Origin of the sequence: uncultured Alsobacter sp., assembly GCF_945952055.1 — a bacterium.
GTDB lineage: Bacteria > Pseudomonadota > Alphaproteobacteria > Rhizobiales > Beijerinckiaceae > Alsobacter.
In genome coordinates this window covers 122,081-134,389 of record NZ_CAMFHB010000013.1, presented here as the reverse complement: position 1 = coordinate 134,389, position 12,309 = coordinate 122,081, and the positions used below count along the sequence as shown (strand labels likewise).

At 70.1% G+C, this 12,309-nt stretch carries 12 protein-coding genes; 1 reads left to right on the top strand and 11 read right to left on the bottom strand.

Features of this window, described 5'->3' with window-relative positions; all coding sequences use genetic code 11:
- Nucleotides 1–110: 110 nt before the first annotated feature.
- From Q0Q47_RS12505 to Q0Q47_RS12460, 10 genes are all read right to left on the bottom strand, one after another.
- Nucleotides 111–1,208: an alpha/beta hydrolase gene (locus tag Q0Q47_RS12505; RefSeq protein ID WP_293859759.1), complete on the bottom strand. Its 1,098-nt coding sequence runs from the start codon at nt 1,206–1,208 to the stop codon at nt 111–113.
- Nucleotides 1,195–1,896, bottom strand: coding sequence for an ABC transporter ATP-binding protein (locus Q0Q47_RS12500; RefSeq protein WP_293859754.1), 702 nt, complete (start codon nt 1,894–1,896; stop codon nt 1,195–1,197). Before Q0Q47_RS12500 ends, Q0Q47_RS12505 begins: the two co-directional genes overlap by 14 nt.
- A complete protein-coding gene (locus Q0Q47_RS12495) occupies nt 1,896–2,645 on the bottom strand; it encodes an ABC transporter ATP-binding protein (protein WP_293859751.1) in 750 nt (249 codons plus the stop codon). Before Q0Q47_RS12495 ends, Q0Q47_RS12500 begins: the two co-directional genes overlap by 1 nt.
- Nucleotides 2,642–3,655: a branched-chain amino acid ABC transporter permease gene (locus Q0Q47_RS12490; RefSeq protein WP_293859748.1), complete on the bottom strand. Its 1,014-nt coding sequence runs from the start codon at nt 3,653–3,655 to the stop codon at nt 2,642–2,644. The genes Q0Q47_RS12495 and Q0Q47_RS12490 overlap by 4 nt, the downstream gene beginning before the upstream one ends.
- A gap of 23 nt (nt 3,656–3,678) precedes the next feature.
- Entirely contained in the window at nt 3,679–4,593 is a 915-nt protein-coding gene (locus Q0Q47_RS12485) for a branched-chain amino acid ABC transporter permease (RefSeq protein WP_293859745.1), read from the bottom strand.
- A gap of 43 nt (nt 4,594–4,636) precedes the next feature.
- Nucleotides 4,637–5,806 (bottom strand): ABC transporter substrate-binding protein, encoded by a 1,170-nt coding sequence (locus Q0Q47_RS12480; protein ID WP_293859742.1) that lies wholly within the window; start codon nt 5,804–5,806, stop codon nt 4,637–4,639.
- Nucleotides 5,807–5,917: 111 nt separating this feature from the next.
- Nucleotides 5,918–7,354 (bottom strand): NAD-dependent succinate-semialdehyde dehydrogenase, encoded by a 1,437-nt coding sequence (locus Q0Q47_RS12475; RefSeq protein WP_293859739.1) that lies wholly within the window; start codon nt 7,352–7,354, stop codon nt 5,918–5,920.
- A gap of 219 nt (nt 7,355–7,573) precedes the next feature.
- Entirely contained in the window at nt 7,574–8,374 is an 801-nt protein-coding gene (locus Q0Q47_RS12470; protein ID WP_293859736.1) for an aspartate dehydrogenase, read from the bottom strand.
- Nucleotides 8,374–8,943, bottom strand: coding sequence for a 3-hydroxyanthranilate 3,4-dioxygenase (locus tag Q0Q47_RS12465; RefSeq protein WP_293859733.1), 570 nt, complete (start codon nt 8,941–8,943; stop codon nt 8,374–8,376). The genes Q0Q47_RS12470 and Q0Q47_RS12465 overlap by 1 nt, the downstream gene beginning before the upstream one ends.
- Before the next feature lie 23 nt (nt 8,944–8,966).
- Complete coding sequence (locus tag Q0Q47_RS12460; RefSeq protein WP_293859730.1) at nt 8,967–9,920, bottom strand: dihydrodipicolinate synthase family protein; 954 nt, start codon at nt 9,918–9,920, stop codon at nt 8,967–8,969.
- Nucleotides 9,921–10,231: 311 nt separating this feature from the next.
- On the opposite strand from Q0Q47_RS12460, the gene Q0Q47_RS12455 reads away from it, so the two are divergent.
- The gene (locus Q0Q47_RS12455) at nt 10,232–11,146 is read left to right on the top strand and encodes a LysR family transcriptional regulator (protein WP_293859727.1); all 915 of its coding nucleotides are present in this window, start codon (nt 10,232–10,234) and stop codon (nt 11,144–11,146) included.
- A gap of 184 nt (nt 11,147–11,330) precedes the next feature.
- Here Q0Q47_RS12455 and Q0Q47_RS12450 read toward each other — a convergent pair whose 3' ends face one another.
- Nucleotides 11,331–12,278, bottom strand: coding sequence for a hydrogen peroxide-inducible genes activator (locus tag Q0Q47_RS12450; RefSeq protein WP_293859724.1), 948 nt, complete (start codon nt 12,276–12,278; stop codon nt 11,331–11,333).
- Nucleotides 12,279–12,309: the final 31 nt, after the last annotated feature.

Below are 12,309 nucleotides of genomic sequence, written 5' to 3'. Positions count from 1 at the left end.
CCCCGAACGAGTGTTCACCATGTCTCCGGTCTGTACACCAAGCCCGGCCAGGACGCGAAGAGGACGAGCAAGCTGGACTGAGAAGGCGTCCCAAGATCTGGGGTTGCAGCCTAGGCCGGTCCCGCCAGCGACCGGGCCAGATCCAGCAGCTCGCCGCCGGTGGCCAGCGGCTCCAGCAGGCTGAAGTGGTTCGCGTCCGCCACCGCCAGCGGCGCCGGCGCGCCCCAGGCGGCGGCGAGGCGGGCGGACTGGTCGGCGAAGGCGGCCGTCTCTCGGGCGCCGTAGGCGAGCGCGATGCGGGTCTTCGGGGCGGGCCGCAGGATCGGGCTCAGCGCCTTCGCACGCGGCACGTCGTCGAGGCCGAGAAGGTGCCCGAGCGGGATGCCGCCGAGCGGGACGAGGTCGAACAGCCCCGACAGCAGCAGCGCGGATTCCACCGGCGGGGCGCCGGGCTCCGTGGCGGCGACGGCGGCGAGGTGGCCGCCCGCCGAGTGACCCGCCAGATGCAGGCGCGACGCGTCGATACCCAGCGCGTCCTGGTTGTCGACGAGGAAGCGCAGGCAGGCGATCGTCTGGGCGACGATGGTCTCCAGCGGCGTGTCGGGCGCGAGCCCGTAGTTCGGCATGGCGACGGCGTAGCCCGCCGCCAGCATGCCGGCTGAGAACTGGGCGTGCTGGACCTTGTCGCTCGCCTGCCAGTAGCCGCCATGAATGAAGACCCACACGGGAGGCTTGCCGCGCCCCGCGGGGCGGAACAGGTCGAGTTTCTCCCAGGCGCTGGGACCGTAGGCGAGATCGAGCCCGCCCTTGTCCCGGCAGAACGCCTTGCCCTCCGCGCTCCAGCGGCGGAACAGCGCGGTCATGTCGGTCTGGCGCCGCGGCGAATACTCCGCCGCCAGGGCGGCGACGGCGGGATCGGGCGCCCCGGCCCGCCTGAAGGTCACCGTCACCGTGAGGCCGGCCTCGGTCGAGGGCCGCAGCGCGATGGGCGGACGGAAGCCGGCGAAGGCCTCGCGCCACGCCAGTTCCACCTCGTGGCGGGCCATGTGGAAGCGCTCGGGCTCGTCGCTCGTGAACGACGCCCGCACCATGTGGTGCGGCCCCGCCCCTTCGCGTCCCATGGCGGCGAAGATCTCGGCGAAGGCGTCCCGCAGGGCTTCGGTGGCGTCGCGCTGCGACGAGCGCCCCGTGAGGTCAAATTCCGACATAGCGCGACACGATCTCCGGCTGGCTGGCGAGCTCGGCGCTGGATCCGGACCAGACGGTCCGGCCGCGCTCGACGATGAAGTGGCGGTCGGCGATGCGCTGCAGCACCGAGACGTTCTTGTCGATGAGCAGGATCGACTGCCCCTGCGCCTTGAGCGTCTCGACGCAACGCCAGATCTCGGCACGGATCACCGGGGCGAGCCCCTCGGTGGCCTCGTCGAGGATGAGCAGCGTCGGGTTGGTCATCAGGGCGCGGCCGATCGCCAGCATCTGCTGCTCGCCCCCCGACAGCGTGCGCGCCATCTGGTTGGCGCGCTCCTTGAGGCGCGGGAACAGGTCGAAGACGCGGGCGAGCGTCCATGGGGCGGCCCGGCCGAGCCGGTTCGACGCGGTGGCGACGAGGTTCTCGCGCACGGTCAGCGTCGGGAACACCATGCGCCCCTCGGGCACGAGGCCGACGCCGAGCTTGGCGACGCGCTCGGGCGCGGCACGCAGGATGTCGGCCTTCTGGAACCGCGCCTCGCCGGCCCAGGCCGGCACCAGCCCCATGAGCGTCATGACGGTCGTGGTCTTGCCCATGCCGTTGCGGCCGAGAAGGGTGACGACCTCGCCGGCCGAAATCTCCAGCGCCACGTCGAAGAGCACCTGGCTCGGCCCGTAGCCGGACTGCAATCCGCGCACCGACAGCATCAGGCGTCTCCCTCGCCGAGATAGGCGGTGCGCACCGCCTCGTCGTCGCGGATCGCCGCCGGGTCGCCGCTGGCGATGATCTTGCCGTAGACGAGCACCGAGATGCGGTCGGCGAGCGCGAAGACGGCGTCCATGTCGTGCTCGACGAGGAGGATGCCGACGCTGCCCTTGAGCTTGCGCAGCGTCTCGACCATCTCGCCGCTTTCGGCGGGCCCCAGCCCCGCCATCGGCTCGTCGAGCAGGAGCAGCCGCGGCTCGCCCGCGAGCGCGATGGCGAGTTCGAGCTGCTTGCGCTCGCCCTGCGAGAGGGAGGCCACCTTGACCTGCGCCTTGGCCGCGAGCCCGACCTCCTTGAGCCGCTGCAGCGCCGGCGCATTGAGGCGCTCCTCGTGGGCGGCCGCGCGCAGGAAACGGAAGCTGTGGCCCTCGCGCGCCTGCACCGCCAGCGCGACGTTCTCCAGCGCCGTGAACTCGGGCAGCAACTGCGTGATCTGGAAGGTCCGGCCGAGCCCGCGACGCACGCGCTCGGGCTCGGGCAGCTGGTCGATCCGATCGCCCGCCAGCACGATCTCCCCGGCATCCTGGCGCAGCAGCCCCATGAGCTGGTTGATCAGCGTCGACTTGCCCGCCCCGTTCGGCCCGATCAGCGCATGGACCTCGCCGGCCTGCACGTCGAGCGTGACGTTGTCGGTGGCGACGAGCCCGCCGAAGCGCTTGCGCAGCCCCTTCACCTCGAGCAGCGCGGTCATGGGGCGCGGCCCTTCACGAGCTTCGTCACGAGGCCGGCGATGCCGCCATGGGTGTAGAGCACGACGGCCAGCAGGATGGGGCCGAGCAGCAGCTGCCAGCGCTCGGTGAAGGCGCCGAGCACGGTCTCCAGCCCGACCAGCGCGGCCGCGCCGAGGAAGGGCCCGGCCAGCGTGCCGACGCCACCCAGGATCACCATGATCATGAGCTCGCCGGACTTGGTCCAGTGCAGCATGTCGGGCGACACGAAGCGCAGCTGGTTGGCCATCAGCACGCCCGCCATCGACGCCCCGGCGCCGGCGAGGATGAAGGCGACGAGCCGGTAGCGCCGCGGCGCGATGCCGATCGCCTGCATGCGGGCCTCGTTCTGGCGCAGTCCCGAGAGCACCCGGCCGAAGCGCGACACGGTGATGCGCCAGATGACGAGGAAGACGATCACGGCGCCCGTCAGCGCGACGAAGTAGAGGACCCGGTCGTCGCGCATGTCGAGCGCGCCGATGCCGAGCCGCCGGCGCATGGGCAGGCCATCGTCGCCGCCATAGGCCTTCAGCGACAGGAACAGGAAGTAGACCATCTGGGCGAAGGCCAGCGTGATCATGATGAACTGCACGCCCGAGGTGCGCAGGGACAGGGATCCGATCACCGCGGCGAGCACAGCGCCCATCACCGCCGCCACCGCGAGCGCCACGAGGAGCTGGTCGGTGCCCGGGAACAGGCCGAAGGCGAGGTCGCCGTTGCGCGCCGACAGCGCCATCACGCCCGCCACGTAGCCCCCCAGGCCGAAATAGGCGGCATGGCCGAAGGAGACGAGCCCGCCATAACCGAGCACGAGGTTCAGCGTCGCGGCGGCCATCCCGTAGATCAGGATGCGCCCGACGAGCGGCACCAGCGCCGGCTGGCCGAGGGCATCGGCGATGGTCGGGAAGACCGCGAGCAGGACGGCGACGGCGAGCCAGCCGACCGCCGCCCCCTTGCGCATCGCCGGGGCCGGGAGGGAGACCGCGTCAGTCATCTGAGCGCAGGACTTGGGCAAGGTCAGGCATGGGCCGGGAACAATCCCCTGGGACGGACGAGGAGCACGAGGGCCATCAGGAGGTAGACGCCCATGGAGGAGACGCCCGCGGCGAGCGCGTCGGCATCGGGCCCCTGCATCACCTGCCGCAGCAGGCCCGGCAGGAAGGCGCGCAGCAGCGTGTCGACGAGGCCGACGATGAGGGCGCCGAGCAGGGCCCCGCGCACCGAGCCGATGCCGCCGATCACCACCACGACGAAGGTCAGGATCAGGATCTGCTCGCCCATGCCGACCTGCACGGACAGGATCGGCCCAGCCATGAGGCCGGCGAGGCCGGCGAGCAGCGCGCCGAGCCCGAAGACGAGCGTGAAGATCATCCGGATGTCGACGCCGAGGGCCCGCACCATCTGGCGGTGCGTCGCCCCGGCCCGCACCAGCATGCCGATGCGCGTGCGGTTGATGAGCACGTAGAGGCCGACGGCGACGAGGAGCCCCACCCCGATCACCGCCAGGCGGTAGATCGGATAGGTGAAGCCCGGCATCAGCTCGACCGAGCCCTCCAGCATCTTCGGCACGGACACGAAGAGCGGCTTGCGACCGAAGAGCAGCGTGGTCGTCTCGTTGAAGATCAGGATCAGCGCGAAGGTGGCGAGCACCTGGTCGAGATGGTCGCGCGCGTAGAGCCTTCGCAGCACGCCGAGCTCGACGATCATGCCGATGACGGCGGCGGCGCCGAGCCCGGCCAGGACGGAGAGGACGGCGGAGCCGGTCTTGGCGGCGACGATGGCCGCCGCATAGGCGCCCACCATGTAGAGGGAGCCATGGGCGAGGTTGATCACGCCCATGACCCCGAAGACGAGGGTGAGCCCCGCCGCGAGCAGGAACAGCATGACACCGAGCTGCAGGCCGTTGAGCACCTGCTCGAGCACCAGTGTCATGCGAAGTCCCCTTCCCCGCGGCGGCGCGATGGTGTCGCGGCGATCAGAGCTTGCACTGCGCCGCGTAGGCGTCGCCGTGGTCCTTCAGGATCACGCCCTTGGTGACGATGGCGATCTTGCCGTCAGCACCCTTCTCGGCCTTCACCGCGAACCAGTCCTGGACCGGGTGCTGGTTGGGGCCGAACTTGAACTTGCCGCGCACCGACTGGAAGTCGGCCTTGCGCATCGCGGCGCCCAGCGCATCGACGTCGACCTTGCCGCCGGTGCCCTTCAGCGCGGCGCCGATGGCGAGCGCGGTGTCGTAGGACTGGCTGGCGTAGTAGGTCGGCACGCGGTTGAAGGACTTGTTCCACGCGGCCATGAACTCCTTGTTGGCCGGGTTGTCGAAGTCCGTGTTCCAGTGGCTGGAGGCATTGATGCCGTCGGCGGCGTCACCGACCGCGGAGACCGTGGTGGCGTCGAGCGACGGGGCGGCGACGACCATCGGGATCTTGTCCTTCAGGCCGGCCTGCTGGTACTGGCGCAGGAAGGTGATGCCGAGGCCGCCCGGGTGGAACTGGAACACCACGTCGGGGTTGGCCGCGCGGATCTGCGCCATCTCGGCGGCGAAGTCCGTCTGGTCGAGCTTGGTGTAGATCTCGCCCGCGATCTCGCCCTTGAAGAAGCGCTTGAAGCCGGTGAGCGCGTCCTTGCCGGCCGGGTAGTTCGGGGCAAGGATGAAGGCCTTCTTGTAGCCGAGGTTCGTGGCGTTCTGGCCGGCGCTCTCGTGCAGGCTGTCGTTCTGCCAGGACACGACGAAGTAGTTCTTGTGGCACTCCTTGCCGGCGAAGTTCGACGGCGCGGCGTTGGGGCTCACATACATGGCACCGCCGTCGACGACGTCGGGCACCACGGCGCTGGCGACGTTCGAGAACACGATGCCGGTCAGGATCTTGATGCCGTCGTTCTTCATGAACTTCTCGGCGATCTGCTTGCCCTGGCCGGGCTTCAGCGCGTCGTCCTCGACGATGACCTCGACCGGCACGCCGCCGAGCTTGCCGTCCTTGATGGCGAGCTTGAAGCCGTCGCGGATGTCCTCGCCGATGTAGCCGCCGGGACCCGACAGCGTCGTGATCAGGCCGATCTTCACCGGCGCCTGGGCGCTGGCGGTCGAGGCGGCGAGCGCCAGGGCGAGGCCGGCGGTCACGCCGGTCAGTGCGGTGCGAAGCGTCATTGTACTCCCCAAGTTTGTTGGAACACGCGGATTTCTCGACCGATCAGCGCGTTGAAAGGCAAAAACCGGGCCGCAGCCCCGAATCTGCCGTCCACACGCTGGACCAGCCCCTCACTGGATGTCCATGCGGTGCGAGACGTTCTTGACGACCATGTAGTGGTGCAAGCCTTCCGCTCCCCCCTCGCGTCCATGGCCGCTCTCCTTGACCCCGCCGAACGGCGTTTCGGCCACGGAGGCTTCCAGTGTGTTGATCGAGAGGTTCCCGCACTCGATGGCGTCGGTCAACCGGTCGGCATTGCGCGCATCGTGGGTAAAGGCGTAGGCGGCGAGCCCGAAGGGCAGCGCGTTGGCCTTCTCGATGGCCTCCTCGAGGCTCCGGACGGGATTGATGATGGCCAGCGGCCCGAACGGCTCGACCGTCATGGCCATGCAGTCGTCCGGGGCCTGCGCGAGCACGGTGACCGGGAAGAAATAGCCGCGGTTGCCCACGCGCTCGCCCCCCGTCAGCACCTTGGCGCCCCGGGCACGCCCGTCGGCCACCATCGCTTCCAGCGCCTCGATGCGCCGGTGGTTGGCGACCGGACCCATCTGGGTCGCCGGATCGAGCCCGTCACCGATCCGGATCGACTTCGCCTTCTCGACGAAGGCGCTGGTGAAGCGCTCGTAGAGGTCCTCCATGACGAAGAACCGCGTTGGCGAGGTACAGACCTGGCCGGAGTTGCGCGCCTTGCGCACCGCGCTCACCTGCGCGCTGAGCACCGGGTCGACGTCGTCGCAGACGATGACCGGGGCATGGCCGCCCAGCTCCATCAGCGCCGGCTTCATGACACGCGCCGCTCGCTCGGTGAGCCACTTGCCCACGGAGGTCGAGCCGGTGAAGGCCACCATGCGCACCGGATCGCGCGGGATCAGGTACTCCGAGATCTCCGCCGGCACGCCGAAGACGAGGTTGAGGACGCCCGGCGGCAGGCCGGCATCGTGGAAGGCCTGCACGATGTGCACGGCCCCGCCCGGAGTTTCCTCGGCGGCCTTGAGGATGATCGAGCAGCCCGACGCGATGGCGCCGGCGACCTTGCGCGCGGGCTGGCTCATCGGGAAGTTCCACGGCGAGAAGGCCGCGACCGTGCCGATCGGCTGGTGATGCACGATGTAGCGGATGCCCGGCGCGCTGGGGATGACGCGGCCGTAGCAGCGCACGGCCTCCCCGGCGTCCCACTCGAAGAACTCGCAACCGCGGATCACCTCCAGCCGGCCGGCCTCGTAGGGCTTGCCGTGCTCGACGGTGATGGTGTGGCCGATCGCGTCGATCCGCTCGCGCATCAGCGCGGCCGCCTTCAGCATCACCTCGGCGCGCTTGGCCGGCGGCGTCCGGCTCCACACGCGGAAGCCCTCCGCCGCGGCCGCCAGAGCGTCGTCGAGATCGGCGCGGGTGGCCACCGGCACGGTGCCGAGCACCTGCTCGGTCGCCGGGTTGAGCACCGGTAGCGTGTCCCTGGTCTTGCGCCAGGCGCCGCCGATGTAGAGCCCAATGTCGGGGTAGGCAGGCATGGGGGTGTTCCTTCAGAGGGCCTTTGAAGACTTGAATTGCAGCGATCCCGGCGCGCGCACCGTCCGGCCCGCCCAACCCTCTCCACCGTCATGGCCGGGCTTGGCCCGGCCATCCACGACTTCAGGGCGGCCCCGGCAAAGTCGTGGATGCCCGGGCCAAGCCCGGGCAGGACGGACGGAGGGGTACGAGCGTTGGAAAGAGGACAAGGCTCGAACTCCTCAGCACACCAGCGGCCGGTAGCGGTTTTCCACCAGCCGGACGAGGTTGAGCGCCGTCATCTCGGACGACTTGGGATTGGCGGCGAGCGGCCGGTTCTCGATGGCGAGATCCATCGTGCCGAACGCGCCCTCGGCGCGGATGCGGTGGCCGTTGCGCGTGGCGGCCGGGTCGGCCACGAGCTCGACGCGGGTGGCGTCGAGGCCGAGGCCTGCCAGCGCGGTGATCGCCGCCACGTTGGCGTTCTGCGGGAAGCGCCGCGCCGCCTCGCGGGCCGTGCCCGTGAAGAAGGTCGTGCGGCCCGAGAGCGTCGCGAGGTCGACGAGCTCTTCCGCGGCAGTGCCTCGCCAGGCCGCGGGCGGCTTGACGATCGCGTGGAGCACGTCCGTCAGCCCCAGCGTGGAGGCCGCGGCGAGCCCGTCGACGCCGGCGAGCGCGCCGGCCGGGATCAGCAGCTGGCTGCCATGGGCCTCGGCGACGGCCAGGAGCCGCGCGAGCAAGGCGTCGTCGCAGAAGGCGCTCGTCGAGGCGACCGCGAAGGCCGGAGAGGCCGCCAGCGCCGCCTCCCCCCATTGCCCCACGGCCTCTCGCCCGGCGGCCTCGACCACGAGGTCAGGCCGCATGGCGGCCAGCCCGGCCGGATCGGTCAGGACCGGCAGATCCTTCGGCAGGTCGTCGCAGCACGACGTGCTGCGCAGGCCCACCGCGACGATCTCGACCTTGCCGGCATTGCGTTGCCGGAGCAGCGCCACGAAGCGCTGCGTGATGGCGCCCCAGCCGATGACAGCCAGGCGCAGGGGCATCACAGGCAGACCCAGCCCGCCGGCGGCTTCTTGCCGGGGTGGATGGCGCCGCAGTGCGGGCACTTTCGGGCCGCCTCGTCCTCGTAGAACGCCTTGTAGATCGGCGGCAGGTCGTCGACGATCGACTCGAGGTCCACCTCGACGCGCTTCACCAGCCCCTCGCATTCGAAGCAGTACCACTCGATCGCGTCGAGCCAGCCCTCGGGCCGCTTGGGCTCGATGACGAGGCCGATGGAGCCCTCCTGCGGGCGCTGCGGCGAGTGCCGCACATGCGGGGGCAGGAGGAAGATGTCGCCCTCGCGGATCGGGATGTCGTAGTGCTTCCCGTCGTCGACGACCTTGAGCACCATGTCGCCCTTGAGCTGGTAGAAGAACTCCTCGACCGGGTCGTCGTGGAAGTCGCAGCGCTCGTTGGGACCGCCGACGACGGTCACCATGAGGTCGGCCTCCTTGAACACGAGCTGGTTGCCGACCGGCGGCTTCAGCAGGTGCTTGTGCTCCTCGATCCACTTCTGGAAGTTGAAGGCGCGCAGGCGCCCGAACTTCAGTCCAGCAGCAGCGTCACTCATCGCCAGGGTCCCTCTCGCTCGCGTCACAATTCCAGGCCGCACGCCTCGAAGGCGGCGCGCGTGGCGGCCTTCTCGGCGTCGGTCAGTTCCAGCATGGGGCTGCGCACCCGCCCGCCCCGCTGGCCCAGCAGGTCCTGCCAGTACTTCTGGTGCGAATGGGGCTTTTCCGCCGGGCGGGTGTGCGCCAGCGCGTGGCGCACCGGCTCCAGCGAGTCGCGCACGCGCCGGGCCTCCTCCGCCTTGCCGGCGAAGGCGAGGTCCGTGTAGGCGCGCATGCGCCGGTCCTTGGCGGTCTGGATCAGGTAGGGCGGCGAGGAGCACAAATAGAGCTGCCAGCCGAGCTCCAGGATGTTGTCGAGCCACTCGTGCTCGGAGGCCGTCGAGACCAGGATGCGGTCGGAGGCGAGCCGGGTCAGCTCGGCATACATCGGCCGCGGCACGGAGTACTTGATGGCAACGACGTTCTCGATGTCGGCCAGCCGGTTGCAGAGCTTCGGGCTCATCAGGTAGCCGGAGTCCGGATGGCTCCACAACGCCACGCCGATATCGACCGCCCCGCACACCGTCTCGTAGTAGCGGATGAGAGTCTCGTCCTGCTCCTTCAGGAAGTGCAGGACCGGGGCGTGCACGACGATGTAGTCGGCGCCGCACTTCTGCGCGTGGCGGGCGAGGTCGATGACCACGTCCATGTTCTGGTCGGAGCAGGACATGATCGTCTGGCCGCGTCCCGCGCTGGCCTCGACGGCGATCTCGAAGGTGCGCTTGCGCTCCTCCACCGACATCGAGAAGAACTCGCCCTGCTTGCCGGCGATGAACAGGCCGTCGATCCCCAGAGCATCCAGCCAGTGGCGGATGTTGGACCGGAACCCTGCCTCGTCGATCGCCCCCGCCGCCGTGAACGGCGTCAGCGCCGCGGCCCAGATGCCCCGCATGTGCTGGCGTGAATAGGACTTGGCGTCCTTCTTGGCGTACTTCACCCGCGCGCTCCCGGTTCGGTCGATGAGGCCAGCGTGCCCGGTTCGCCACGCGGGAAAAAGCGGGCGGAGCGTATTAATTTATAACCAAACTATATAAATCAGGGGGATTGGAACGTCGGGTCACGCGTCATGCATTCCGTCCAGCCCGCTGCAATCTCTCATCCGTCATGGCCGGGCTTGGCCCGGCCACCCACGACTTCAGCATGGCCCCGGCAAAGTCGTGGATGCCCGGGGCAGGCCCGGGCAGGACGTGCGGAGGGATGCCGGTCGATCGCGAGACCGCGGCGCAAGCGCGACGTAGGGCGAGCCCCATGACCGGCGTCACGCTGAAGCAGGTCACCGCGTTCCTCGCCGTGGCCGACGCCGGCAGCTTCACCTCGGCTGCCGAGCGCCTCAAGATCGCCCAGCCCGCCCTCTCCCAGGCCGTGCGGGAACTCGAAGCGGAGCTCGGGCTGCGGCTGTTCGACCGCACCACCCGCCGCGTGGAGCTCACGGTGGCCGGGCGCGAGTTCCGCGAGGCGACGGCGCGCGTGGTGGGCGACCTCGACTTCGCCATCCGCAATGCCCGCGACCTCGCCAGCCGCCGGCGCGGTCGCATCGTCGTGGCGGCCCCGCCGCTGCTCGCGGCCAACGTCCTGCCCTCCGCGATCCGCGACTTCGCGCGCGACTATCCCGACATCGAGATCGCGCTCGTCGACGCGCCGACGCTCGGCATCGTCGACACGGTCCGCAACGGTGGCGCCGACTGCGGCGTCGGCACCTTCGCCGCGGGCGAGAACGGAATCGAGCGCGTCTCGCTGATGCGGGACCGCCTGCAGCTTTTCTGCCGCGACGACAGCCCCTTCGCGCGCTCCCGCGCTGTGCGCTGGGCGGATCTCGCGGGCCAGCCGCTCATCGCCCTCACACGCGACAGCGCCATTCGCCGCCTGATGGAAATCGGCTTCGAGTCCGCCGAACTGCAGCTCGCTCCGGCCTACGAGGTCCACCAGATCGCAACCGCGCTCGGCATGGTGCAGGCGGGCCTCGGCGTCGCGGTGCTGCCGGCCTACGCGCGCTCGGGCCTGCTGGCCGAGGACATCGTGGCGCGCCCTCTGACCGACCCGGACATCGGCCGCGACATCGTGCTGATCCATGCCAGCGGGCGGTCGGTATCGCCGGCCGTGACGGCGTTCACGCCGGTGCTGCGCAAGGCCCTGCGGAGGCTCACGCCCCGCGAGGCGGGCTGAGGCGCCTTCAATCTCTCTAGCCCCAAAGCCCCTCATCCTGAGCCGGCCGCGCAGCGGCCGAGTCGAAGGACGCAGAATGCCTGCGGCTGCTCCTTGGTGCGTCCTTCGACTCGGCCCTATGGGCCGGCTCAGGATGAGGGGCTTTGGAGCAATAGAGATGAGCTGAAGCCGGGGGCATAGCCCCTCACCCCCGCCCCACCAGCTTCCCCCGCGGCGCCAGCTTCAGCGCTTCCGCCTGGGCCGTGAGCGCCACCCTGCGCGCCACGTCGCCGATGCTGCGCAGGTCCTCGGCGAGCGGGCTGCTGCGGCGCCACACCAGCCCGATGGTGCGTGACGGTGGTGGGTCGGCGAGGCGGGCCATGGCCACCCTGGCGGACCGCGTCTCGAGGCCGAGCGCGATCTCCGGCACAAGCGTCATGCCGATGCCGGCGCCCACCATCTGCACGAGAGTGGCGAGCGCGTTGCCCTCCATGATGTTGCGGGGCGTGCGCACGCCCGACATCTTGCAGAAGGCCAGTGCCTGCTCGCGGAAGCAGTGCCCCTCCTCCAGCAGCAAGAGCCGGAGTTCGCTGAAGTCGTCCGCATCGGGCACCGGCAGGTGCGCCTCCGCGGCCGGGCGCAGCAGGATGAAATCCTCGTCGAACAGCGGGGTCTCCACGAGCAGCGGCTCCGACACCGGCAGGGCCACCAGCGCGGCGTCGAGCCGCGCCTCGAGGAGGTCGGCGACGAGCTTCTGCGTCACGGCCTCGCGCAGGCGCAGGTCGAGGCCGGGGTAGTCGCGCGTGAGGTCGGCGACGAGCCCGGGCAGCAGGTAGGGTGCGACCGTCGGGATCGCGCCGATTCGCAGCCTCCCGGTGAAGGGCGCCTGCGAGGATCGGGCGAGATCCTCCAGCTCGTCCACGGCCTGCAGGATCGCCTGCACCCGCGCCGCGAAGGCCTCGCCGAGCCCGGTCAGGCGCGTCTGCCGCGACGTCCTCTCCACCAGGGGCGCCCCGATCAGCTCCTCGAGCTCCTTCACCTGCATCGACAGCGCGGGCTGGGTGACCGCGCAGTCCTCGGCGGCCCGCCCGAAATGGCCGAGCCGGGCCAGCGCATCGAAATAGCGCAAGTGTTTCATCGAGATCGGATTCATCAGCGCGTCTTATCGATCCTTTCAGAAAATG

Coding starts and splice junctions, on each gene's coding strand:
- Q0Q47_RS12505 (WP_293859759.1), bottom strand. CDS start 1,208: ATGTCGGAATTTGACCTCACGGGGCGCTCGTCGCAGCGCGACGCCACC.
- Q0Q47_RS12500 (WP_293859754.1), bottom strand. CDS start 1,896: ATGCTGTCGGTGCGCGGATTGCAGTCCGGCTACGGGCCGAGCCAGGTG.
- Q0Q47_RS12495 (WP_293859751.1), bottom strand. CDS start 2,645: ATGACCGCGCTGCTCGAGGTGAAGGGGCTGCGCAAGCGCTTCGGCGGG.
- Q0Q47_RS12490 (WP_293859748.1), bottom strand. CDS start 3,655: ATGACTGACGCGGTCTCCCTCCCGGCCCCGGCGATGCGCAAGGGGGCG.
- Q0Q47_RS12485 (WP_293859745.1), bottom strand. CDS start 4,593: ATGACACTGGTGCTCGAGCAGGTGCTCAACGGCCTGCAGCTCGGTGTC.
- Q0Q47_RS12480 (WP_293859742.1), bottom strand. CDS start 5,806: ATGACGCTTCGCACCGCACTGACCGGCGTGACCGCCGGCCTCGCCCTG.
- Q0Q47_RS12475 (WP_293859739.1), bottom strand. CDS start 7,354: ATGCCTGCCTACCCCGACATTGGGCTCTACATCGGCGGCGCCTGGCGC.
- Q0Q47_RS12470 (WP_293859736.1), bottom strand. CDS start 8,374: ATGCCCCTGCGCCTGGCTGTCATCGGCTGGGGCGCCATCACGCAGCGC.
- Q0Q47_RS12465 (WP_293859733.1), bottom strand. CDS start 8,943: ATGAGTGACGCTGCTGCTGGACTGAAGTTCGGGCGCCTGCGCGCCTTC.
- Q0Q47_RS12455 (WP_293859727.1), top strand. CDS start 10,232: ATGACCGGCGTCACGCTGAAGCAGGTCACCGCGTTCCTCGCCGTGGCC.
- Q0Q47_RS12450 (WP_293859724.1), bottom strand. CDS start 12,278: ATGAATCCGATCTCGATGAAACACTTGCGCTATTTCGATGCGCTGGCC.